This is a genomic window from Acinetobacter sp. F16, from assembly GCF_052712855.1.
In genome coordinates this window covers 88,351-111,159 of sequence record NZ_JBRATK010000008.1, presented here as the reverse complement: position 1 = coordinate 111,159, position 22,809 = coordinate 88,351, and the positions used below count along the sequence as shown (strand labels likewise).

At 42.5% G+C, this 22,809-nt stretch carries 21 protein-coding genes; 13 read left to right on the top strand and 8 right to left on the bottom strand.

The features are described from left to right. The first annotated feature begins 17 nt into the window (after positions 1-17). The gene (locus ACU0NF_RS06850) at positions 18-635 is read left to right on the top strand and encodes a thiol:disulfide interchange protein DsbA/DsbL (RefSeq protein WP_284067524.1); all 618 of its coding nucleotides are present in this window, start codon (positions 18-20) and stop codon (positions 633-635) included. Positions 636-1,006: 371 nt separating this feature from the next. On the opposite strand, the gene ACU0NF_RS06845 is transcribed toward ACU0NF_RS06850, so the two are convergent. Beyond that, positions 1,007-1,663 (bottom strand): TetR family transcriptional regulator, encoded by a 657-nt coding sequence (locus tag ACU0NF_RS06845; protein ID WP_445660582.1) that lies wholly within the window; start codon positions 1,661-1,663, stop codon positions 1,007-1,009. A 175-nt stretch (positions 1,664-1,838) separates the two neighbouring features. On the opposite strand from ACU0NF_RS06845, the gene ACU0NF_RS06840 reads away from it, so the two are divergent. The 4 genes from ACU0NF_RS06840 to ACU0NF_RS06825 all read left to right on the top strand — a co-directional run bounded on the left by ACU0NF_RS06840 (position 1,839) and on the right by ACU0NF_RS06825 (position 5,372). Continuing rightward, positions 1,839-2,861, top strand: a complete 1,023-nt coding sequence (locus ACU0NF_RS06840) for a ferredoxin reductase (protein WP_445660581.1) — start codon at positions 1,839-1,841, stop codon at positions 2,859-2,861. A gap of 80 nt (positions 2,862-2,941) precedes the next feature. Next, a complete protein-coding gene (locus tag ACU0NF_RS06835) occupies positions 2,942-4,087 on the top strand; it encodes a fatty acid desaturase family protein (RefSeq protein ID WP_445660580.1) in 1,146 nt (381 codons plus the stop codon). A 174-nt stretch (positions 4,088-4,261) separates the two neighbouring features. Further along, on the top strand, positions 4,262-4,978 hold the full coding sequence (rph, locus tag ACU0NF_RS06830) for a ribonuclease PH (protein WP_284067522.1): 717 nt from the start codon (positions 4,262-4,264) through the stop codon (positions 4,976-4,978). Positions 4,979-5,192: 214 nt separating this feature from the next. Next, a complete protein-coding gene (locus ACU0NF_RS06825; protein ID WP_445660579.1) occupies positions 5,193-5,372 on the top strand; it encodes an ABZJ_00068 family colistin stress protein in 180 nt (59 codons plus the stop codon). Here ACU0NF_RS06825 and nadC read toward each other — a convergent pair. Continuing rightward, positions 5,369-6,214, bottom strand: a complete 846-nt coding sequence (gene nadC, locus ACU0NF_RS06820) for a carboxylating nicotinate-nucleotide diphosphorylase (RefSeq protein ID WP_445660578.1) — start codon at positions 6,212-6,214, stop codon at positions 5,369-5,371. The two genes, ACU0NF_RS06825 and nadC, sit on opposite strands and share 4 nt — an antisense overlap. Before the next feature lie 174 nt (positions 6,215-6,388). Here nadC and ampD point away from each other — a divergent pair, with 174 nt between their 5' ends. Both ampD and murJ read left to right on the top strand, forming a co-directional pair. Next, entirely contained in the window at positions 6,389-6,964 is a 576-nt protein-coding gene (gene ampD, locus ACU0NF_RS06815) for a 1,6-anhydro-N-acetylmuramyl-L-alanine amidase AmpD (RefSeq protein WP_445660577.1), read from the top strand. A gap of 73 nt (positions 6,965-7,037) precedes the next feature. Beyond that, positions 7,038-8,588: a murein biosynthesis integral membrane protein MurJ gene (gene murJ / locus ACU0NF_RS06810; RefSeq protein WP_445660576.1), complete on the top strand. Its 1,551-nt coding sequence runs from the start codon at positions 7,038-7,040 to the stop codon at positions 8,586-8,588. Between the two features lie 218 nt (positions 8,589-8,806). On the opposite strand, the gene ACU0NF_RS06805 is transcribed toward murJ, so the two are convergent. Beyond that, the gene (locus tag ACU0NF_RS06805; protein WP_067869124.1) at positions 8,807-8,965 is read right to left on the bottom strand and encodes a DUF1328 domain-containing protein; all 159 of its coding nucleotides are present in this window, start codon (positions 8,963-8,965) and stop codon (positions 8,807-8,809) included. Positions 8,966-9,157: 192 nt separating this feature from the next. On the opposite strand from ACU0NF_RS06805, the gene ACU0NF_RS06800 reads away from it, so the two are divergent. Next, positions 9,158-9,610, top strand: a complete 453-nt coding sequence (locus ACU0NF_RS06800) for a YcgN family cysteine cluster protein (RefSeq protein WP_171536943.1) — start codon at positions 9,158-9,160, stop codon at positions 9,608-9,610. A 126-nt stretch (positions 9,611-9,736) separates the two neighbouring features. Here the strand turns inward: ACU0NF_RS06800 and ACU0NF_RS06795 are convergent, their stop codons facing one another. Further along, on the bottom strand, positions 9,737-11,884 hold the full coding sequence (locus ACU0NF_RS06795) for a sensor domain-containing protein (RefSeq protein ID WP_445660575.1): 2,148 nt from the start codon (positions 11,882-11,884) through the stop codon (positions 9,737-9,739). A 300-nt stretch (positions 11,885-12,184) separates the two neighbouring features. Between ACU0NF_RS06795 and ACU0NF_RS06790 the strand changes: the two genes are divergently transcribed. Further along, positions 12,185-13,459 (top strand): replication-associated recombination protein A, encoded by a 1,275-nt coding sequence (locus ACU0NF_RS06790; protein WP_445660574.1) that lies wholly within the window; start codon positions 12,185-12,187, stop codon positions 13,457-13,459. A gap of 264 nt (positions 13,460-13,723) precedes the next feature. Here ACU0NF_RS06790 and purC read toward each other — a convergent pair whose 3' ends face one another. The 3 genes from purC to dapA are packed head-to-tail and all read right to left on the bottom strand — an operon-like array spanning position 13,724 to position 15,998. Next, a complete protein-coding gene (gene purC / locus ACU0NF_RS06785) occupies positions 13,724-14,443 on the bottom strand; it encodes a phosphoribosylaminoimidazolesuccinocarboxamide synthase (RefSeq protein WP_131384147.1) in 720 nt (239 codons plus the stop codon). A 36-nt stretch (positions 14,444-14,479) separates the two neighbouring features. Beyond that, complete coding sequence (locus ACU0NF_RS06780; RefSeq protein WP_131317231.1) at positions 14,480-15,085, bottom strand: lipoprotein-34 precursor (NlpB); 606 nt, start codon at positions 15,083-15,085, stop codon at positions 14,480-14,482. Between the two features lie 13 nt (positions 15,086-15,098). Then, entirely contained in the window at positions 15,099-15,998 is a 900-nt protein-coding gene (dapA, locus tag ACU0NF_RS06775) for a 4-hydroxy-tetrahydrodipicolinate synthase (RefSeq protein WP_445660573.1), read from the bottom strand. A 726-nt stretch (positions 15,999-16,724) separates the two neighbouring features. Here dapA and mhpT point away from each other — a divergent pair. The 3 genes from mhpT (at position 16,725) to ACU0NF_RS06760 (ending at position 19,925) form a co-directional block, all read left to right on the top strand. Next, positions 16,725-17,933 (top strand): 3-(3-hydroxy-phenyl)propionate transporter MhpT, encoded by a 1,209-nt coding sequence (gene mhpT / locus ACU0NF_RS06770; protein ID WP_445660572.1) that lies wholly within the window; start codon positions 16,725-16,727, stop codon positions 17,931-17,933. Between the two features lie 283 nt (positions 17,934-18,216). After that, positions 18,217-18,855: a bifunctional nicotinamidase/pyrazinamidase gene (pncA, locus tag ACU0NF_RS06765; protein ID WP_284067512.1), complete on the top strand. Its 639-nt coding sequence runs from the start codon at positions 18,217-18,219 to the stop codon at positions 18,853-18,855. A 128-nt stretch (positions 18,856-18,983) separates the two neighbouring features. After that, positions 18,984-19,925, top strand: a complete 942-nt coding sequence (locus tag ACU0NF_RS06760; protein WP_445660571.1) for a bile acid:sodium symporter family protein — start codon at positions 18,984-18,986, stop codon at positions 19,923-19,925. Between the two features lie 75 nt (positions 19,926-20,000). Here the strand turns inward: ACU0NF_RS06760 and ACU0NF_RS06755 are convergent, their stop codons facing one another. Next, a complete protein-coding gene (locus ACU0NF_RS06755; RefSeq protein WP_445660597.1) occupies positions 20,001-21,254 on the bottom strand; it encodes a hypothetical protein in 1,254 nt (417 codons plus the stop codon). Between the two features lie 77 nt (positions 21,255-21,331). Here ACU0NF_RS06755 and serB point away from each other — a divergent pair, with 77 nt between their 5' ends. Further along, entirely contained in the window at positions 21,332-22,552 is a 1,221-nt protein-coding gene (serB, locus tag ACU0NF_RS06750) for a phosphoserine phosphatase SerB (RefSeq protein ID WP_131269117.1), read from the top strand. Positions 22,553-22,809: the final 257 nt, after the last annotated feature.

The following is a 22,809-nucleotide window of genomic DNA, read 5'->3' as shown; positions in this document are numbered from 1 at the left end:
AGAGGACAATAAGTTCAATGAAAAAATTCCTTTTAGGTGGTATTGCTACTGCTATTTTGGCCTGTTCAGGCACGGCAATGGCAGCCAACTTTGTTGCAGGTAAAGATTACACCGTGGTTGCCAAGCCGGGTAAAGTTGATGTTCCTGGCAAAATTGAAGTACGTGAGTTCTTTTGGTACGGCTGCCCGCACTGCTTTACACTAGAGCCGCATATGCAGGCTTGGCTGAAAAAAATTCCTAAAGATGTCAACTTTGTGCGCACACCGGCTTCGATGAATCCAGTTTGGGAACAAGGTGCTCGCGGTTATTATGTGTCTGAAGCATTAGGCGTTCGCAAGAGAACCCACTTGCCTTTATTCCATGCCATTCATGCCGGTGGTCAACAGATTTTTGACCAGAAATCACAAGCAAAATTCTTTGTGAAATATGGCATACCTGAAGCAAAATTCAACAGCATGTTTAATTCATTCGCGATTACTTCAAAAGTGGCGCAATCGAATAAACTGGCACAGCAATATCAACTGACCGGGGTGCCTGCGGTGGTGGTGAATGGTAAATATGTGGTTCAAGGTGAAGATGCCAAAGTGACTCAGGTGGTGAGTTACCTGGTGGAAAAAGAGCGTAAAGCGAAATAAGTTTTATGCGCTAAAAAAACCCGCAATTGTTGTTAATGCCAGTCAGTTAAGAAATTGACTGGCCTTTTCTTTTTTAAATTCCAGATAATGTTCGATACGCGGACATGTCATCCGCAACCTGCGCGGTATTTAAAAAAGGGCTGTTTTGCACAAAGTTATTTTAAGTGCAGAAAGTGAACAGGTTTTGCGGATGACAAATGTTTTTGGTTCTTTTGGCGAAACAAAAGAATAAACAAGCTCCAAACATTTGCTTGAAAGTGGTAAGACTCCGTCGCGAATGGTCAAAAAGCTAAGGATTTTGTTGAAAAAAATCCTTAGCTGATCAGCGTTGCGCAATAGCTGCGGTTTTTTTACGTTTTATTTTTAGTGAATTATTCAGCCATTGTCTTTGACGTATCCCAGTTCGAGATGCCACGGAAAATCACATGCACCTGGGTAATGGTTTGCAGCTTAAATTGTATTTGTTGTTCTGTCCGTTGTTCTGCCTGATAGTGACGATTGATGTCCATCCAGCTCATCGCCCAGGTAAAGGATAAATTAATTAAAATATTAGAAATCACCTGAAGGTCTTGTAGATTGCGGATGTGCTGTACCGTTTCCATTTTGCATAAATCATTGGCCAAGTCTTCAATTAAAAAATTAATTTCCCGGGCAATGGCTTGACGAATCACTTCTGATCCACCCCAGCGCTCGGCAATCATAAAGACCCACGGTTCAGGATTATGCTCAACCGCCTGAAAAAACAGGTCGAGGCTAATTTTTGCTTTGGTATTGGGTTGGTAGATATAGGCTTGCCCAAGCTGATGCAAAATGCCCTTTAAATGTAGGGCCACCTGATCGACCAATTCCAGTCCCAGCTCATTCATGTCTTGAAAATGGCGATAGAATGCAGTCGGTACCAGACCTACATGACGAGCGATCTCACGCAAGCTGATACTACTAAAAGAACGTCCAGACGTGCTTAAAGCAAGCGCGGCATCCAAAAGTGCTTGGCGGCTTTGTTGTTTACGCTCATCCCGGATCGACATTCGATTACCCTAAAAAAATTCTGCCTGAAGTCTATCAAAAAAAAACAAATTAAACGACGAATGTCAGTGAACATGTGTTGACTGAACTAAAAAATAATTATAGTGTACAAGTGTTCACTATAAGAACACCTGTTCACTCAAATAAATAACCAGCAATAAAAAAGAGGAACCTCATATGAGTCATGTGATGCAGTACCAACCGCAATGGATCCGAGAAGATTTCGTCGATTTTATTGCTGAAAAAGTGAATCCAGTTTGGGCATGGAAAAAAGTCAAAGCCAGTATTGTTGACGTACACATGTTGAGCGCAGACTTTTATCAGATTCAGCTACAGCCAAATCATAATTTTCATGCAAAAGCGTTTCGTGCTGGACACAGTATTTTAGTGACTTTAGTGATTGCAGGTGTTCGTCAGCAACGCAGTTATTCAATTGTAAAAATCACCGAGACCGGCAACATCGTAATTGCGGTGAAACGTCAGGGTAAAGTTTCCAATGCCTTAACCCATTTGGCCGTGGGCAGTGTGGTGGAAATTTCTCAAGTTCAGGGCGATTTCAGCTTAAATTCATCTCAAGATTCTATTTTATTACTGGCGTCAGGAAGTGGCATCACCGCGATTTATTCGCTATTGCAACAGGCCCTGACTCAAAAAGTCAGCCAAATTGACCTGATTTATTTTACCCGTGATGACGCTTTTCATACCGAATTACAGCAATTATCTGAACAATATTCACAGTTCAATTATCATCATTTCAATACACTTGTACAGAAACAACATTTAAGTGTAGAACTGCTTGAAAGTACAGTTGCAGATTTCGGGCAACGCCAAAGTTATGCCTGTGGTGCCAAGGGCATGATGCAAAGCCTGAATCAGGTTTACCAACAGCTAGGTATTGCTAATCAATTAAAACAGGAATACTTTCAAGTGGTTGTTGATGAAAATGCAACTGTGCAACCGGTGGTATTCTTACGTGCACAACAAGAATTTGCAGCAAAAACCAATTTACTTGAAAGTGCCGAACAGGCAGGGTTGAAGCCGGCACATGGCTGTCGTATGGGTATTTGCAATACCTGTACCTGTACTAAAGTCAGCGGTTCCACCAAAAATCTGCTGACCGGTGAAATCGACCACGATAGCAATACTCAAATTAAGTTGTGTATTAGCCAAGCCGTTAGTCCGGTCTTGATCAACCTCTAAATACAATAATTTTAGGCAGTTAAGCGACATCTCGCATTTTGAATAAAAGCAGTGCCTGATTTCCGCTTTGGAGAAAAACAATGAATATGTCAGTTAAGTTTCCAGAAAATAGTAAATCAAAACATTTAAGTGCTGAACAAATTGCTGAATTAGGGCAAAAAATCGATGCCATCCGCCGTGACATTATGGATAGTATTGGCGAGCAAGATGCCCAATACATTTATAAAATTCGCGATTTTGTCCGTTATAGCGAAATTGCGTCACGCGGCATGTTGATGTTTGGTGGCTGGATTCCACCGGTATGGTTATTAGGCACCGGTTTATTGGGTCTGTCTAAAATCGTTGAAAATATGGAACTGGGTCATAACGTGATGCATGGTCAGTTTGACTGGCTGAATGACCCGAACCTGAACGGTGCCAATTATGACTGGGATACCATGGCGACAGGCGATGACTGGAAATACACACATAACTATATTCACCATACTTATACCAATATTGTCGGCAAAGACCACGATGTTGGTTATGGCTTAATTCGTGTCAGCGAATCGCAAAAATGGGAACCGCGCTTTTTATTCAATATTCCTTTAGCGATTCAATTGATGGTGTTTTTTGAATGGTATGTGGGCGTACAAAACCTGCATTTGGAAGATGTGATTGCCTATAAAACCAAAACATGGAAAGAGGTGTGGATCGAGTCAGCGAAATTCCGTAAAAAGGCGGTGCGTCAGGTCGCTAAAGATTATGTATTTTTCCCGCTCATTGCCGGTCCAAATGCCATTCCGGTATTTGCAGGTAACGCCGTAGCCAACGTGATTCGTAGTTTATGGGCATCAGCGGTCATTTTTAACGGACATTTCACTGAAGATGCAGAAACCTTTGAACCGGATAATACTGAAACTGAAACCCGTGCGGAATGGTATTTACGTCAAATTCGCGGATCGAGTAATTTTACCGGCACAGAATGGCTGCATATTTTAAGTGGTAATTTGAGCCATCAAATTGAACACCATTTATTCCCGGATATGCCTGCCAATCGTTATGCAGAAGCGGCACCGAAAATTCGTGCCTTGTGTGCAGAGTATGGCATTAACTATAACGAAGCCAGTTTCTTTAAACAGTTTGGCAGTGTCTGGGTGCGTTTAGCCAAATGTTCTTTACCGAATTCCTGGACAGCATCGGTTGCGCAATCTAAACAAAAGTTGAAAACCTTATTCAGCTTTTAAAGCTGAATAGCGCTAAATTTGAGGTCGCATATAATGGGGGCCTCATTTAACTCATAGCTAAAGAGAAGCGGCTTGATTTTATGGTTTTTGTCAATCGATACTCTGCCGGCAAAACCTTCAAGCTGGCTTCTGTTATACTAGCCCGCAATGAATTTTAGCCAAAGAGAACCCATTATGCGTATCGACCAACGTACTTTAGATCAATTACGTGACGTAAAAATTACCCGTAACTATACGCGTTATGCGGAAGGTTCAGTATTGATTGAATTTGGTCATACTAAAGTTCTTTGTACTGCAAGTATTGATAATTCAGTGCCACGTTTCCTTAAAGGCAAGGGACAAGGCTGGGTAACCGCTGAATACGGCATGTTGCCACGTTCAACACATACCCGTAGTGACCGTGAAGCTGCTCGTGGTAAACAAAGTGGCCGTACTCAAGAGATTCAACGTTTGATTGGTCGTAGCTTGCGTGCCATGGTCGATTTGAAAAAACTCGGTGAAAATACCATTACCATCGACTGTGATGTGATTCAGGCAGATGGTGGTACACGTACCGCTTCTATTACCGGCGCAGCCGTAGCGCTCATTGATGCGATGAACGTATTGCTTGAGAAAAAGAAAATTAAACAAGATCCGCTTAAAGGCTTGGTGGCTGCGATTTCTGTGGGTATGTACCAGGACGAAGCGTTACTCGATCTTTGTTATGAAGAAGATTCAAACTGCCAAACTGACTTGAATGTGGTAATGACCCAAGCAGGTGAGTTTATTGAGCTTCAAGGTACTGCCGAAGACAAACCATTTACCCGTGCACAGTGTAACGAGATGCTTGAATTGGCTGAAAAAGGCATTCAAGAATTGATTAAAAAACAACAGGAAGCTTTGGGCTGGTAAGTTGTTTTATTAAAAATGTTGTTTAATTAAAAATGAAAAACGCACCTTAGGGTGCGTTTTTTTATGGATCAGTCAGAAATTGAATATACAAAGGTGTGATACAAAAAGACCTGATACAAAAAGGCTGCAAGAGCAGCACCTTTTGAAACGTCTGCTTAAAATTCAGCTCATATTCAATGTTTAGAATAGTAGTTCACTTTTACAGGAGCATTGAATGTTAAATATCATCATCCTGCTTATATGTGTAGTGACCATGGTCCTGATGACCAGTGACCCCAGAGCTTCAGAACAAGAGTCTGTCCAATCGGCTTGGCAACAGAACACACCCCATAGTGAAATTCAGGATTTCACTAAACCAAAATCTAAACCGAAAAATGATACCGAGCAGAGTTAAGCATTAAAGCGCATCGATAAATCAATTGCTTTGACATCCTTGGTTAAAACACCCATCGAAATATAGTCGACACCCGATGTTGCCACTTCACGTAAGTTTTCAATGGTGATGTTGCCCGAAGCTTCCAGCTTGCAACGGCCGGCAACATGCTTCACCGCATCAATCATCTGCTGTTGACTGAAATTATCCAGCATTACGATATCGGCATGTGCCTCCAAGGCCTGATTCAGTTCATCCCAGGTTTCGACTTCAACTTCTACAGGCTTGCCTGGTGCAATGCTGTGTGCTTTGGCAATCGCCTGTGCAATGCCGCCCGCTGCCATAATGTGGTTTTCTTTAATTAAAAAGGCATCAAACAAACCGAGGCGATGGTTTTGACCGCCGCCAATCGCGACCGCATATTTTTGTGCAATCCGTAAGCCGGGAAGGGTTTTACGGGTATCTAACAGTTTGGTGTTTAAACCTTCTAACTGTTTGACATATTCAGCTGTTTTGGTTGCAACCGCAGAAAGCGTTTGTACAAAATTCAGTGCCGGGCGTTCAACGGTGAGCAGGCTGCGTGCAGAACCGGCTAATTTTAAAAAGGCTTCATTGGCCTGTACACGGTCACCATCATTTTTTAGCCAGGTCACTTGTACCGTTGCATCATAGGCTTGAATGAGTGCATTGACCCAAGGTTGGCCAGCAAGCACCATGTCTTCACGGCTAATGATGGTTGCAGTGGCTTGCTCATCTTCAGGGGTCAATAAAGCGGTGAGATCACCCTCGCCAATATCTTCTTCCAAGGCCTGTTGAATATTGATCTGGATGGCGTGTTCCAATAAAGATTGAGATATGCTCATTAGAATTCCGTATCTTTTTTAACCCATGAAAATTGCGCGTTATATTAGCATTGTTCATTTAAAAGAAATGTTTTTTCCACGAATTTTTATCTTTGGAATTTGAGATTTTAAGCTTAAAGTTTTAGGATTGCGCTAAAATCATCTACTTACACCCATAAGATTCAGGATAGGAATATGCAACAGGCACCGTCTTTTCAGGTCATCGATGGTCAGTTAATCGGTGCAAGGCAAGTACCCTCTCCAAACTATAATCAACGTCCTGAACACACCGAAATCCAGTTGGTGGTGGTGCATAACATCAGTTTGCCACCCTCGCAATTTGGCGGCGGTTATATCGAACAGTTTTTTCAAAATCAGCTGGATTGGTCACAGCATCCTTATTTTCAGACTATTGAAGGCATGCAGGTGTCGACCCATCTGTTAATTTTGCGCAAGGGTGAAGTCTTACAATTTGTGAATTTCAATGACCGTGCCTGGCATGCAGGGCGTTCGACCTATTTGGCCAAAAAAGAATGTAATGATTATTCTATTGGCATTGAACTAGAAGGCAGCGATGACCAGCCTTTTGAAGAGGTGCAATACAGCGTATTGGCACAGGTCCTTGCGACACTGCAGGCAACTTATCCGAAGATATTGCAACATCTGGCAGGGCACTCGGATATTGCGCCCGGACGTAAAACCGATCCGGGTCCATTTTTTGATTGGTCAAAAACCAGAGCATTAATCCAGCAATACAAAGCAGATCAATAACCGCTCGATTTTATGATTTAACAACGAAATTCCTGTGAAGTTTCTTTACAATAGCGACTTATTTTAATACTGGGTGGAAACGATGGCGCTGTGGCGGTCGACCTTTATTGTCAGTGCAATGACCATGCTGTCTCGGGTTTTGGGTCTAGTCCGAGATGTGGTTTTGCTGAATGTGTTTGGTGCAGGTAAAGATTTCGATACCTTTGTGGTTGCCTTTCGTATCCCGAACTTTTTTCGGCGGCTGTTTGCCGAGGGCGCATTTTCGCAAGCCTTTATTCCGGTTTTAACCGAATATAAAACCACAAAAACCCATGCAGAAGTGCAAATCCTGATTAGTCGGGTGTTTGGTTGTCTGGCGACCTTTATGACCACGCTGACTTTTGTGGCGATGATTGCAGCGCCTGCAATTTTGTACATCTACGCACCAGGTTTCCATGACGACCCAGAAAAATTTGCCTTGGCTACGGACATGTTCCGCCTGACCATTCCATATTTGTTATTTATGTCGCTGACCGCTTTTGCCAGCAGTATCTTGAACAGTTATGGTTCATTTTCGACTCCTGCTTTTGCGCCGGTTTTGCTGAATGTCACCATGATTGCCGGCGCATGGTGGTTAACGCCATATATGGCTGAACCGATTATGGCCTTGGGTTGGGCAGTTGTAGTTGCAGGCATCTTGCAACTTGCCATTCAGATCCCGGAGCTATGGCGTAAAAAACTGCTGATTCCACCGAAAGTTGATTTTAAACACGAAGGTGTAGATCGCATCATGAAACTGATGCTGCCTGCGCTTTTTGGTGTTTCAGTGACACAAATCAATTTGCTGCTGAACACCATCTGGGCATCCTTCATGCAAGATGGTTCAGTGTCATGGCTATACAGTGCCGAACGTATGACCGAATTGCCTTTGGGGTTAATTGGGGTGGCGATTGGTACGGTGATCCTGCCATCGCTTTCTATGCGTCATGCCGAGCAAGACCAATCCAAGTTCCGTGGCATGATCGACTGGGCTGCAAAAGTGATTATGCTGGTCGGTATTCCTGCCAGTATTGCACTCTTTATGCTGTCGACTCCCATCATTCAGGCACTGTTCCAGCGCGGGCAATTTACCCTTGAAGATACACAAATGACGGCATTGGCCTTGCAATGTATGAGTGCCGGGGTGATTTCTTTCATGTTAATTAAAGTCTTTGCACCGGGCTTTTACGCACAGCAAGATACCCGAACACCGGTACGGGTCGGCTTAATGGCCGTTGCAGCCAATGCGATTTTAAACGTGATCTTTATTGGCTTCTTCAAACTGATCCATTGGGAAGCCGAACATATGGCCTTGGCCTTGGCCTCTTCAGGTTCTGCACTGGTTAATGCCGGGATGCTGTATTTTTACCTGCACCAACGCAATATTTTCCGTTTTGGGGCGCACTGGAAGAAACTTTTTCTTCAGTTTGCCATCGCCAATGCTGCCATGATTGCTGCACTGTGGTATGCCTTGACCTGGTATAACGGCGATGTTTCGCAATGGATTCGGGTTTTTGAAGTGATCGGACTTTGTGTGGTGGGTGTTTTGGCTTATGCGATCGGTTTGCTGGTCACCGGGTTTAGACCACGTCACTTAAAACCTTGAGAAACAGACCTTAAGAAATAGGTCATAAGAAAAGAATTCATTGTTTATTCTAAAATGAAGGCCTGAATTGAATGGATGAAAATGATTTTAATTTCACCCCATTCATTCAGGTTTTGGATTCAGATTTTTACGATACAAAAGATGAAATCTGGATATGAAAAAAGAGCCGGTTTGGGCTCTTTTAACATTGTTTAATCGTTTTTAACGAGTGGTAGTCTTTATATCTTTCCACGTGAGAGAAAACCAACAATTGCTAGAATCACTGCAATCACCAGTAAAATAACCGCGAAATCTTTAGATAAGCCGGCTACACCACCAAAACCAAGTAGACTCGCAATCAGCGCAATCACTGCAAAAATAATCGCCCAACGGAACATAAGTTTTCTCCAAGTGTTGTTGTTTTCAAAGTAGATTCAGTATATGCCCTAGAAATTCCTAAAATTGTTATGCTTGTGTTTGCAAAATGTTCACTTTGACAATAAATATATGATTTAAAGTAAAAATAACATTCCTACAATGTGAACTTGAACACGTTATAATAGGTTCAACCTGTTTTCTTTTTTAGTTTTATGACTGAACAATTACGTCCGGAATTCTGGAAAAAATATTCTTTGGCTGAACTGAACCCCACTGAGTGGGAAGCGCTTTGTGATGGTTGTGGCCTATGTTGTCTGATCAAACTGGAAGATGAAGAAATTGGCGAAGTGGCTTATACCAAGGTGTCGTGCAAACTTCTCGATTGCAACACAGCGCGTTGCAGTAATTATGCCGAGCGTCTTGACTATGTTCCTGATTGCATTCAACTCACGCTGGAAAAGTTAGACACGATTCACTGGCTGCCCCCCAGTTGCGCTTACCGCCGCTTAAATGAAGGCAAGAAATTACCGTCCTGGCATTATTTAAATACCGGAACACGGGAAAGTGTGATTAAGGCGAAAAAGTCGGCAGCTGGGCGCTGTATTTCAGAAGTTGAAGTCAATGAAGAAGAGATTGAAGACTATATTGTTCGTTGGGTGCGTTAATTCGATTGACCGAATCACTTAAAAAATTCTATGTAGATATCAACTCTAAATCTTGCTGTCTTAATAAGACCATGCTTAACGCATACGCCCTCATTTTCCGGGCAGCTTAGCGCATCAATTCACAACTTAAGATTGAGTTGTTGTCAAAGGCTGTAACAGTTGCGTGGCATCACTAGAGGGCATGGGACGATAAAAGTAAAAGCCTTGTCCGGTATGACAATCACATGCTTTCAATGCATCCAGCTGTTCCAAGTGTTCGATCCCTTCCACCAAGATCTCTAGGGAAATACTGGTGCCAATCTGGCTAATCGCTTTGACAATGGCCAGTGACGAAACATCATCGTGCATGTTTACGATAAAGTTACGGTCTATTTTTAGGCAATCGACCGGATAGTTTCTTAAACGCGTTAAAGACGAATGTCCGGTACCAAAATCATCGAGTGAAATACGAATCCCGGTTTGCTTTAACAGGTTCAGTGCGCGAACCACATAGTCAGAGCCACGTTCCGAAAGGCTTTGCTCGGTAATTTCGATTTCAATCATGGCATAGGGAATATTAAACTGGGCAAGTCTGCTTAAAAGCGTTTCTGCGTAGTTGTCTCTTAAAAATTCAACCGGTGCGGCATTGATTGAAACGGGTAAAATTTCCAGTCCGGATTCAAGCCAGCGGGTCATGTCATTCAACACTTTTAACTGCATGATTTCGCTAATACGCGTCGCCAGTTCATAATCTTGAAACGCCGAGAAAATGTGTGAAGGCAGCTGGATTTGATCCTGAGCATCATACCAGCGCAGTAAAGCCTCAAAACCGATGACCTTTCCATCTTTTAGACTGACTTTAGGTTGATAGAACGGAATAATTTTATCGTTATGGATGATGGCGCGGGCGAGCGCGAGCTGTTTGGTGGTGAGCTCGATGGTCTTGAACATGGCACTCTTAAACATCCGGATGCCACCACGACCGCTGATTTTAAGATCATTCAGTGCGACATCTGCACAGCGCAGTAAATTTGAACTATTTTGTGCATCGCGAGGATAAATGGCACAGCCGATACTCATCCCGCCATTAATATATTGTCCTGCATAGCAAACCGGGATATCCAGCTGCTGACGTGCTGTTTTTGCAATCTGGATTAATTCAGCTTCATCGCTCAGATGCGGCACAATAATGGCAAATTCATCACCGCCTAGGCGTGAAATAATCACTTCTTCTTTAAAACACGCACTGAAACGCTGACCTAAAATCTGCAGCAGATGATCACCCGCAATATGTCCCAAGGTGTCATTGATATGCTTGAAATAATCTAGATCAATCAGCAAAAAGCCAATCGACTGCTTTTGATGACGGGCATTCTGAATGACCTTTTTAAAGGTTTTATTAAATGCGCGGCGATTATATAAGCCGGTTAATTCATCTATTTCAATGAATTTTTGCAGGTTTTTTTCAGCAATTTTTTGTTGGCTAATATCTCGGGACACACACAGAATACTTTGTAGCGAACCGTCTTCATTTTGCACCGGGGTGAGAATGTTATCCCAATACTGCGGCGTTTGACCTGGAATAATACTCATGCCATCAAAACGTGCATTTTTGCCTTTGACCACATGCGTTAAAGCCTGTTGTCCTGACTTGTGAACATTGTCAGGCAACAAGTTTAACCAGGGCATACCAAACTTTTTTTCATTTACCGGTACGCCTAAAGCCAGACAACCTGAACGGTTCATATGGCTAACACGGCCATCTGGCGTCAAAAGCTTAATACAATCGACACTGGCATCCAGCATTTTGCTTTGTGCATGAACTTGTTGGGTCAGTTGAGATTGCTTTAAATAATGATCATGAATATCGGTTGCTGTCATCATCCATTCAGCATTGCCCAGATTTTCTGGATATTGCACCGCAATCAGGCAAACCCGATATCCCTGCTCATGATGTTTAATCCGGCATTCTTTTTCAAAAGGTTGCTGCGTTGCTAGGGCTTGTTGCCAAAGAAGACGGAAATGTTCGAAATCCTCAGGATGAATGAATTTTTTACAGTCATCTGTATTGGCTAGATTGAGATTAATACCCAGATAGTCACAAAGTGCTTGATTGTAATAATATTTTTTTTGTTTATTCTTGATCCAAATGAGCTGGGGTAATTGATCTAATACCTTTTGAAGAATTAAATTTTCTGTATTCAATTGAAAATGATGGGCTGGAGGGGTGTGATCTGGCTTAATGATAAAATCATGTCTAAGCGGTATTGGCTTGTTTCTGAAAATATATTTCATGCAGCTCACCCATAAAACGGCCAAAATATTAAAAAGTGTGATGTATTTCACACAATTATTATACACTTCAAGAATAAGAAGTAGAATTATTAAGCATATATTTCTTAATATTGATGATTAAAGTAAATCTACTAAGTTCTATTTAAAAGTAAATTCAGATAAAGGACACAATAATAATCAACAATGTTGCCCAGTACTAGAAAAAAACAGTATGATTTTTTTGTAAAACATTTCAATTGAAATACGCGATATTAAAATTACATAGTAGACTTGTTTTAAGCACACTAAAGAAATAACAAGATGTCAGATAGTCATATTCCACTTCCTGAACGGCTTCGCCCGCGTGATTTATCCGAAATTATTGGCCAAGATCATTTATTGGGTGATCAGGCACCGTTGCGCCAGATGATTGATCAAGGACATTTACCCTCGATTATTTTTTGGGGTCCTCCGGGAGTCGGGAAAACCACCATTGCTTTGCTGCTTGCACAGGCGGTTGATCGACCTTTCGTCAGTTTGTCGGCTTTGAATACGGGCGTGAAAGAACTGCGTGAAATCATTGCTGAAAGTGGCGATTTGCTCAAACCTGTGGTGTTTATTGATGAAATCCACCGCTTTAACAAGTCACAGCAAGATGCCTTATTGAATGCCGTGGAAAAGGGCAAAATCACGCTGATTGGTGCAACCACAGAGAATCCTTCCTTTGAAGTGAATAGCGCGTTGTTATCACGTTGTCAGGTGTATAGCCTGAATGCTTTAGATGCGGATGCGATTCAGACTTTATTAAATCAAGCATTGCAAAATGATGCCTTCTTAAAAGAACGATTTATTCAAATTGAAGAATATGAAGCACTGATTCAATTTGCAGCGGGAGATGCGCGTAAAGCACTCAATCTGCTCGATCTCATCGCCAGCACTTTTGAACCTGAACAAGAAAATGTCATTACCAATGCCATTGTGGTGAAAGTCGCGCAGCAGAACATTGCCCGTTATGACAAATCGGGTGAGCAGCATTATGACCTGGTCTCGGCTTTTATTAAGTCGATTCGTGGCAGTGATCCGGATGCGACATTGTATTGGATGGCACGCATGCTCAAAGGGGGGGAAGATCCGGTGTTTATCGCACGCCGTATGCTGATTGCAGCGTCTGAAGATATTGGCAACTCCAACCCGAACGCCTTGCTTCTGGCCGGAGAATGTTTCCGCTCGGTACAAGCGGTAGGTATGCCGGAATGCCGGATTATTTTGGGACAATGTGCAGTCTATTTGGCCACCAGTGCCAAAAGTAACAGTACCTATTTAGCCATTAATAAAGCTTTAGATTTAGCTGAAAAAACTGCAAATTTACCGGTGCCTTTACATCTGCGAAATGCACCGACCAAATTGATGAAAGAGCAGGGCTATGGCGTGGACTATCTCTATCCGCACATTTACCCAGAGCATTTTGTCTTGCAAGACTATTTGCCGCCTGAATTGAAAGGCACAAAATTATATGAGTCAGCTCGAAATAAACGTGAAGTGGAAGGCGAAAAACTTCAGCAACGTCGCTGGCAGCAGGAACAGCAGCAGCAATAAAAAAAGCCCAACTCAAGGCGAGTTGGGCGGAAAATAGGATGTCTTGGGGGAGATACATCCTAGAGGGTAAACAGTAATCCTGGTCGGCATACAGAATGTTATAAAATCACCTCAACACCTTGTTGCCTGGTATGTGTTCCATATTAAGACAAAATCATCATGTTGTAAAAATGATCATTTTTATGAGTAACATTTGTTTTTCCGATTTATGGAGGTATAAAAAAACCGAGCCATCAGGCTCGGTTTTTTGAATCAGCTAGCTGATTAGATATCAGAAAGATCGATACCTAAACGTGCAGCAACTTCTTCATAAGCTTCAACAACACCGCCTAAACCTTGACGGAAACGGTCTTTGTCGAGTTTTTTCTTGGTGTCTTTGTCCCATAGACGGCAACCGTCTGGAGAGAATTCATCACCCAAAACGATACGGTCGTGGAATACACCAAATTCAAGTTTGAAGTCAACAAGAAGCATATTGCCTTTGTCGAACAAGTCTTTAAGTACTTCGTTAACTTTATAAGTCAGTACTTTCATTTGCTCAAGCTGTTCAGCAGTCGCCCAACCTAAAGCAATGGCTTGAGATTCGTTAACCATTGGATCGCCAAGCGCGTCGTCTTTGAAGAATAATTCAAAAGTAGAAGGGGTTAATTCTTTGCCTTCTTCAACACCTAAACGACGGCACAAGCTACCTGCTGCGTAGTTACGGATAACACATTCAACAGGAACCATTTTCAATTTTTTCACTAAAACTTCAGTTGGGGAAAGAAGTTTCTCAAAGTGAGTTTCAATGCCAGCAGCAGCCAATTTTTCCATGATGAAGGCGTTAAAACGGTTGTTCACCTTGCCTTTACGATCCAGCTGTTCGATTTTTTCGCCGTTAAATGCAGATGCATCATCACGGAAGACTAGGATAAGGTGATCTGCACTGTCTGTTTCATAAACAGATTTCGCTTTACCAGTATAGAGCAAGGTTTGTTTCAACATGGGGGAACCTTTTTCAAAAAAAAATGCCTAGTACGACTAGGCTGGCCAATTTTGGTAAATCTGGGTTAACAGTTCTGCAGCTTTTTCTTTATCTGCAAAGCTATTATCGGCATTGAACACAGCGATGTTATTGCTTGTTCCTACAGAGGTCAGTCTTAATACATAAGTCTGTTGATCGACCTTAATCGTAACTTCGTAACGATTTTTACTTTGACCAACAATGGTATGGTTCAGGCTGCTGAGGGTAGCAAGTGTGTACTGCCAAATTGTAGCAGAATTTCCATCAATTTTGAGCAAAGGATTTTGATTTCCATCCTGTACTAATTGGGGACGACCGACATTTGTACTGTCATTCTGGCTATCTGTTGGCGTATTTGCCTGAGCTTTGTCAGGGCGAGGTAAAGCAAAACGGTTGCCACGTTTATTTTCAAGCTTAGGCGCATGTTCAATTGCAAGTGGGTCAACCGTTGGAGACGGATACAATGGCGTTGCAGGTCGAACCATTGAACCTTCAGGATATTTCAGGGGTTCAAGGGTTGCAGTATTTTTATAATCCAGTGAACCATTGCTGATTCCCATTGAACTACAACCGACTAAACTGAATGCTGAAAGTGCAAGGGTTAAACCAAAACGTAATTGCATAGTGTTGTGCTCTTTATTTAATGACACCCGAAGCGTTCAGTGCTTCACGCAACGGTGTACGATATTGTTCTGCAAGAGGAGTTAATGGTAAGCGAATACCGGTACCAATTAATCCCATTTCATGAAGTGCCCATTTCACAGGAATTGGGTTGGATTCACAAAACAGAATATTGTGTAAATTTGCAACTTCATCATTTAAAGCTTCAGCGCGGTCTGCATCACCTGCAAGTGCGGCAGCGCACATCTGGCTCATTTCTTTAGGTGCCACATTGGCAGTCACAGAAATGTTGCCTTGTGCACCGAAGCCCATCAATTGGTAGGCAGTCGCGTCATCACCCGAGTAAACGGTCATGGCTTTACCATCTAATCCTTGAATAAGTTCCTGACCACGCGGTACATCACCGGTGGCATCTTTAATCCCAATGATTTGCGGGATGTCGGCAAGGCGAATCACCGTTTCATTGAGCATGTCGACGCCAGTACGACCTGGAACATTATAAAGAATTTGTGGTAAATCAACGGCTTCAGCAATTGCTTTATAATGCTGATATAAGCCTTCTTGTGTCGGTTTGTTGTAATAAGGGGTAACCAGGAGCGCGGCATCGGCACCCAGTTCTTTGGCTTCTTTGGTGAGTTCGATCGCTTCATGGGTCGAGTTCGCACCCGTACCTGCAATCACAGGAATACGTTTGTTGGCTACACGAATAATTTCAGCGATGACTTTGGTGTGTTCTGCCATGCTTAAGGTCGAAGCTTCACCAGTTGTGCCTACAGCAACAATACTATTGGTACCTTGTGCTATATGCCACTCAACGAGCTTTTCTAGACCCTTCCAATCTACGCTGCCATCTTCAAACATCGGAGTGACGATTGCGACAATTGAACCTTGGATGATCTGTGCTTGCTGAGTCATTTTGAAAAAATATCCTATTTGTCCATCCGGCTGAGGTAGAAAAACATAAATTTGGATGGGTGCGTATTTTGATTTATAGCAAGTTCACTACGATTAAGCGTAATTGAATAATGCTTATGCAAATTATGAACGAACAAACGATGAAGAACAATATGCTTTAGTCAAACCGTATAAAAACTTTATGAAAAGCAATGGAAAAATTTACTGAACAATACAAAACTCAGGTTTTTAAATTGGGGTTGATTAAAATCTTGATCAGCATCGTTATAAATGCCCACTTGTTATAACGCAAAAGTGCCGCTAAAGCTGTCATAAAATTGCTTTAAAGCCAGTCACATCAGCAATTCCGGGTAAAAACATCAGGATTTAAGATTTAATAAAGATGAGCATAGACTTGAAAGCTATATAAACCAAGAATTTAAACGATAAAAATCATCGTTAAAAACTGCGGGAATAATCAGTTAAAACTATTAATCCATTACTGTACTTTTGGGGTAGGCAGACACTGTTGAATTGAAATCATTATTGTAATGTCAATTTTTTTGTTCTGGTCAAAACTTGATTAAGTGTTTTTGCGACTATGCGCTATTTCTCGGAAAAACGTTAAATATCGATTACTTTTGTTCATAAATTGTGGATTGTTCAACTTATTGGTAGTTATGTGTATTTCCAGACTCATGGATGATGGCGTTCTATTTTGGACACTGATTGCACAAGGGTTTTCCAATGGAAAGATCAGATAACAAACATTCCGTCATTACCGTCGCGATTTGTTTTTTAATTGCAGTGATTGAGGGGCTGGATATTCAGGCTGCAGGTATTGCTGCTGCTGGTATTCGTGAAGCTTTTGGCTTAGATAGTTCGCAGTTGGGGGTGTTTTTTAGCGCAGGGATTCTGGGTTTATTGCCTGGAGCGCTGATTGGTGGACGATATTCAGACCGTATTGGTCGCAAAAAGGTACTGATTTGGTCGGTTGCAATATTTGCCTTATTTACCCTATGCACCGTATGGGTCAACAGTTTTAACAGCCTTTTACTGGTTCGCTTTTTAGCAGGTGCAGGTTTGGGTGCGGCAATGCCGAACTTGATTACCCTTGCTTCTGAAGCCGTAAAACCTGAAAACCGCGGTCGTGCTGTGGGTTTGATGTATTGCGGTATGCCTGTGGGTGCAGCAATTTTATCCTACATTGCGAGTTTAGATTTTGGTTCAAACTGGAAAAACATTTTCTATTTAGGTGGTTTACTGCCGATTATTGTGCTTCCAATCATGATTAAATTTTTACCAGAATCACGTGAATTCTTAAAAGCGCAAAATACCACTCAAACAACTACAGTCGCGACTCAAGGTTCTTTTAAAGATTTATTCAATAGCCAGAACCTGATGCGCACCTGTTTAATTTCAGTGAGCTACTTCTTTACCTTGATGGTGGTTTACATCATGTTGAGCTGGTTGCCTTCATTGTTTATGGAACTGGGCTTTAGCCGTAAAGAGGGCAGTACTGCACAGTTCTTCTTCATGATGAGTGCAACAGTCGGTACGATTGTTCTCGGTATGTTGACTGACCGCTGGAAAAAAGCTTATGTGATTATCTTAATGTACGGCGGTATTTTGGCAGGTTTGTTTTGCTTGAATGCAGCGAGTTCATTGACACAAATGTATCTGGCTTCTGCATTGGTCGGTGCATTCGTGATTGGTTGCCAAGGAGTACTTTATGCTTTTGGCAGTATCGTATACCCAACTGAAGTGCGTGCAACAGGCGTTGGTATGGCATCAGCCGTGGGACGTGTTGGCGCAATGCTTGGGCCGACAATTGCAGGTCAGTTACTTGCCGCAGGTTTTGGAGCAGCAGGGGTAATCTCAGCAGCCATTCCTTGTATCGTGATTTCAGCCGTATTTATGTTGATTCTGGTTCGTCGCTTACAAACCCAAGCTTAATTTCTTGATGTGCAAAATAGCTCGCAATCGCGGGCTATTTTTTTAACTGAAATTTCATTTCTATTCTTCAGCCATAAACAAATCGAATATCTCCCCTAAGTTTTGAATCATGCCTAGTATCAAAAATGTCTAGTATCGAATCTCCATAGAAGCGAATTTGCCCAAGTTTCTTTATGATTTAAATCAGCAGCCATTTTATTTTTAACCCTAAGCCTAAATACTACAATTTATTTTGTTATATGCTTAACAAAAATGACAACACGCAAATAACGGACTGCGAATTATGCAAAACAATACCGCTTTGATTGTAGTAGATGTACAAAATGGTTTTACCCCAGGGGGTAATTTAGCTGTGGCCCATGCGGATCAGATCATTCCGAACATTAACCAATTGGCGCAGTATTTTGACAATATTGTGATTACCCAAGATTGGCATCCAGAAAATCATGTTTCATTTGCTCAAAATCATGTGGGTAAACAGCCTTTTGAAACCATCAAATTAGAGTATGGAACTCAAGTTTTGTGGCCAGCGCATTGTGTTCAAGGCACGCCAGATGCTGAACTGCATCCAGATCTAAATTTACCCAGTGCACAATTGATTATTCGCAAAGGTTTCCATGCGCAGATCGACAGCTATTCTGCCTTTATGGAAGCGGATCAAAAGACCACCACCGGCTTGGCAGGCTATTTAAAAGAACGTGGCATTGATACGGTGTTTATCGTCGGCATTGCGACAGATTTTTGTGTGGCGTGGACGGCAATCGATGCCTGCAAACTCCGCTTTAAGGCGTATGTGATTTCAGATGCAACCAAAGGAATTGACCTCGATGGTTCATTGCAACATGCCTGGCAAGATATGCTGGCAGCCGGGGTGAAACGCCTGTATGTCAAAGACGTGATTCAACAATTCCAAGCCAGTTAAAGTTTTAAAATTCCAGAAAACTTATTTGATGACTGTTTAGATCGATGATTTATGCCTATTGCGAATTGTGAATGCCGGAGCATTTATGGCAGGGTATGCCTACAAACATATTTAATATGGACATCGACATGTCAGCGTTATTGCGCTTTACGCAATTTATTCAAAAAACTTTTGCCTTATGGGTGATTTTATTTGCAGGTATTGCGCTACTTGCACCTGATCTTTTCATTTGGCTAAAAGCGTATATTCCATGGTTGCTCGGCATCATCATGCTGGGTATGGGCATGACCATGACGGTGGATGACTTTAAAGGCGTGTTGCAAAGTCCCAAAGCCGTGTTTATTGGCGTTGTAGCGCAGTTTGTGGTGATGCCGGGACTGGCGTACCTGTTATGCAAGATGATGAACCTGCCTTCGGAAATCGCGATCGGGGTGATTCTGGTGGGCTGCTGTCCAGGCGGCACTGCATCGAATGTGATTACCTATATGGCCAAGGGCAATACCGCTTTGTCGGTTGCCTGTACGTCGGTGTCTACTTTACTTGCACCGTTGCTCACGCCTGCCATTTTCTATTTATTGGCCAGTCAATGGATTGAAATTAATGCCAGCTCGATGTTTATCTCGATTCTACAAGTAGTGTTGTTCCCCATCATCCTGGGCTTGATTATTCGGACTGTACTGAAGTCAAAAGTGGAGTCTTATATTCAAGTCATGCCACTGATTTCTGTCATTGCGATTGTTGCGATTGTGGCTGCCATTATTGGCGGCAGTAAGGCTCAGATTTTGGAATCTGGATTACTGATTTTAGGCGTTGTCGCCTTACACAATGGCTTGGGCTATTTACTGGGTTTTTGGGCCAGTCGTTTGTTTAAATTACCCTATGCAGACTGTAAAGCAGTGGCAGTCGAAGTGGGGATGCAAAACTCAGGTTTAGGGGTTGCTTTGGCTGCGGTGCATTTTACGACATCCCCCCTTACTGCGGTGCCGAGCGCGATTTTTAGTTTATGGCATAACATTTCAGGGCCTGCATTGGCGACGTATTGGGCCAGTAAAGCCAATAAAATGAAATAATGGTTAAATGATCTCAATTTTGAATAGATGAAAAAAAGCCGAGCACATTAGCTCGGCTTTTTTTATGAATCCATTTTAAGAAGCTTTGGATTGTTTGGCTTTTAAAATTTCAGTTCTGAAGGTTTGTGCCAATTCTGCAACTTCACTGTCCATTCCGTTCATCATAAAGGCATGACGGGTCAGCACATTGGTTGGATTTGGCATGCTGACCAATTGGTAACGGTCAGAAATATCTTTAAGTAATTCATTGGGTAAATGAATGGCGCTTTCTTTTGCTGCCAGCTGTTGAACCAGACGTTCTGCAGCTTGCACAGGCGTCAGGTGCATAGCCTCGACATGACTTGAAATTGCACTACGGGTTTGTAAAACAAAGCGCTTTTCTTCACGATAGCGTTTGTACAATACATCCGACAATAACTGGAATACGGTACTGATCATCATTAAACATTGCACTGCATTTGGCGTTTCCACCGACATGCTGATGGTTGCGCCATGTTCATCAAATTTATGTACGGTAGAAATATCTGAACTGTTTAATTTGTAGTGTTGAACACAGAGTTCCGCGGTTTTGTTCAGGAAAATCTGGCATAAATTGAAATAAGGAACAGAGACTGTTTTATTGACCGAATCCAGAAGCTGTTTTGGATCATAGAACTGGATATTCAATGCAACACAGTGGTCATCCAGGACCACAGGTTTAGACTCTTTGGTTTTGTTTTTTGCCTGGGCATTCTGCTGTGCTTGCGCCACTGCGACAGCGGCATTGTGCTGTTCTTGTTCTAAGGCCTGGGTCAAGGTCTGAATTTCATGTTTTAGGCGGGATTCATTATTGATACGCGCCAAATATTCAGTCCGGCTTGGACGGGCAATGGCACGATAAGCTAACCATAATAGACCGTGAATCATCAGCGATAATAAAATCGCCAGCCACTGGGTACGTAAAATTTCACCAATGCTGGATTGAATTAAAGTGATTTCAATGGTGCCGACTTTTTTCTCATTTTGCAGGGCCTCACGAACAAACACTTCACCTTGACGTGTCTTGGTTAAACCACCTGTAGCAAGCACCTGATTATTCGCATCTAAAATGCGAATAGAGGCAACACTCGGGTTGGTTGCATAACGGTCGGCCAGTAATGCTAGGGACACGGTATTGGCGGGTTCAAGCTCGGATAGGCTGTCTGTGACCAGTTGCGTGGTCATCAGTTGTCCCTGACTGGCGCGATTTGCATTCAGTTGGTGTGTCGTCGCAAGTACCAGTAAAAAAGTGTGTAAAGCAAAACTTACAATCAGTAGGCTAGCAAATAGCCCTTGTCTAGGCGCATTCAACGTAAACTTCCAAGGCATTTATGTTCAAATTCGATTATGATTCTTACAATAGTTGTAGCTCAGATCCGAGTCAATTCATGCGAGAAATCATTCTTATATCATTTTTGGGACCAGACCAGCCTAATCAATTTACACGATTAATGCAGGTATTGTCCGTACACTCTTTACAAATTTTAGATGTTGGACAAGCCGTCATCCACAACCAACTGACTTTAGGTATTGTTGTTTCGTCAGATGACCAAACTGCTACAGCATTAGCCATGAAGGAGATCTTGATTCTAGCACATGATATTGGTTTAACTGTGCGCTTTAAACCAATCTCTACATCAGAATATGATCAATGGGTCAGTGAAGGCGGGCAGACCCGTTATATCGTGACTGCGCTTGCACCAGAATTAACTGCATCACACTTGCAGGCGGTCACGAATATTGTGTCTAACCAAGGCTTTAATATTGAAACTGTAACCCGTTTGTCGGAGCGTCCAAAGCTCGCGGGTCAAAGCGATGGACCAAAACGTTCTTGCGTACAGTTTGGCTTGAAAGGGCAAATGCTGGATGCCACGGCAATGCGTGCATCTTGCTTGCTTTTATCGACTGAACTGAACGTCGATGTTGCAGTTCAAGAAGACAATGCTTACCGCCGTAATCGCCGTTTAGTCTGCTTCGACATGGACTCGACCTTAATTGAACAAGAAGTCATTGATGAGCTGGCGATTGAAGCCGGTGTAGGCAAGCAAGTCGCTGAAATCACTGAACGTGCCATGCAAGGGGAACTTGATTTCCAGCAAAGTTTCCGGGCGCGTGTCGCCTTATTAAAAGGTATGGATGCTTCTGTTTTACCCCAAATTGCTGAGCGTTTAACGGTGACTGAAGGCGCAGAACGTCTGATTTCAACCTTGAAAGCCTTGGGTTATCGAACAGCTATTCTGTCAGGCGGTTTCCAGTATTTTGCTGAATATTTGCAAGAAAAACTGGGTATTGATGAAGTACATGCCAATTGCCTGGACGTTGTCGATGGTATCGTGACAGGTGAAGTCAAAGGTCATATTGTTGATGGGGCACGTAAAGCCTTCCTGCTGCGTGAACTTGCCGAACGAATGGGTATTTCACTGGAACAGGCCATTGCTGTAGGCGATGGCGCGAATGATTTGCCGATGCTGTCGATTGCCGGTTTAGGTGTGGCATTCCGTGCCAAACCTTTGGTTCGTCAAAATGCAAATCAGGCCATTTCAAGCGTAGGTTTAGATGGTGTGTTGTATCTGCTTGGTGTGCATGATAAAGATTTAAGTCGTGCCTAACTATCCGACCTAACTATTGAAGTTTATTGACAAAACGCGACATTGTTGTCGCGTTTTTTTGTTGTAAAAACAGTCAAAACACGATGAGCGGTCAACTTGGATTGCCGATAAAAACAACAATCAATCCGTTCGGGAAAAATATTTTTTTAATGCTTTTAAGGCGTTGTTTTTTTGTAATGACACGGCAAGTCTGTACCCATCTCACTTCCAGAAAAAGTTAAAAATAAAAAAGTGTAATGACAAAATAATGTTGCGAC

What these genes read in the sequence shown, in the direction of transcription:
- ACU0NF_RS06850 (WP_284067524.1), top strand. Translation starts at nt 18, where the DNA reads ATGAAAAAATTCCTTTTAGGTGGTATTGCTACTGCTATTTTGGCCTGT.
- ACU0NF_RS06845 (WP_445660582.1), bottom strand. Translation starts at nt 1,663, where the DNA reads ATGTCGATCCGGGATGAGCGTAAACAACAAAGCCGCCAAGCACTTTTG.
- ACU0NF_RS06840 (WP_445660581.1), top strand. Translation starts at nt 1,839, where the DNA reads ATGAGTCATGTGATGCAGTACCAACCGCAATGGATCCGAGAAGATTTC.
- ACU0NF_RS06835 (WP_445660580.1), top strand. Translation starts at nt 2,942, where the DNA reads ATGAATATGTCAGTTAAGTTTCCAGAAAATAGTAAATCAAAACATTTA.
- rph (WP_284067522.1), top strand. Translation starts at nt 4,262, where the DNA reads ATGCGTATCGACCAACGTACTTTAGATCAATTACGTGACGTAAAAATT.
- ACU0NF_RS06825 (WP_445660579.1), top strand. Translation starts at nt 5,193, where the DNA reads ATGTTAAATATCATCATCCTGCTTATATGTGTAGTGACCATGGTCCTG.
- nadC (WP_445660578.1), bottom strand. Translation starts at nt 6,214, where the DNA reads ATGAGCATATCTCAATCTTTATTGGAACACGCCATCCAGATCAATATT.
- ampD (WP_445660577.1), top strand. Translation starts at nt 6,389, where the DNA reads ATGCAACAGGCACCGTCTTTTCAGGTCATCGATGGTCAGTTAATCGGT.
- ACU0NF_RS06805 (WP_067869124.1), bottom strand. Translation starts at nt 8,965, where the DNA reads ATGTTCCGTTGGGCGATTATTTTTGCAGTGATTGCGCTGATTGCGAGT.
- ACU0NF_RS06800 (WP_171536943.1), top strand. Translation starts at nt 9,158, where the DNA reads ATGACTGAACAATTACGTCCGGAATTCTGGAAAAAATATTCTTTGGCT.
- ACU0NF_RS06795 (WP_445660575.1), bottom strand. Translation starts at nt 11,884, where the DNA reads ATGAAATATATTTTCAGAAACAAGCCAATACCGCTTAGACATGATTTT.
- ACU0NF_RS06790 (WP_445660574.1), top strand. Translation starts at nt 12,185, where the DNA reads ATGTCAGATAGTCATATTCCACTTCCTGAACGGCTTCGCCCGCGTGAT.
- purC (WP_131384147.1), bottom strand. Translation starts at nt 14,443, where the DNA reads ATGTTGAAACAAACCTTGCTCTATACTGGTAAAGCGAAATCTGTTTAT.
- ACU0NF_RS06780 (WP_131317231.1), bottom strand. Translation starts at nt 15,085, where the DNA reads ATGCAATTACGTTTTGGTTTAACCCTTGCACTTTCAGCATTCAGTTTA.
- dapA (WP_445660573.1), bottom strand. Translation starts at nt 15,998, where the DNA reads ATGACTCAGCAAGCACAGATCATCCAAGGTTCAATTGTCGCAATCGTC.
- mhpT (WP_445660572.1), top strand. Translation starts at nt 16,725, where the DNA reads ATGGAAAGATCAGATAACAAACATTCCGTCATTACCGTCGCGATTTGT.
- pncA (WP_284067512.1), top strand. Translation starts at nt 18,217, where the DNA reads ATGCAAAACAATACCGCTTTGATTGTAGTAGATGTACAAAATGGTTTT.
- ACU0NF_RS06760 (WP_445660571.1), top strand. Translation starts at nt 18,984, where the DNA reads ATGTCAGCGTTATTGCGCTTTACGCAATTTATTCAAAAAACTTTTGCC.
- serB (WP_131269117.1), top strand. Translation starts at nt 21,332, where the DNA reads ATGCGAGAAATCATTCTTATATCATTTTTGGGACCAGACCAGCCTAAT.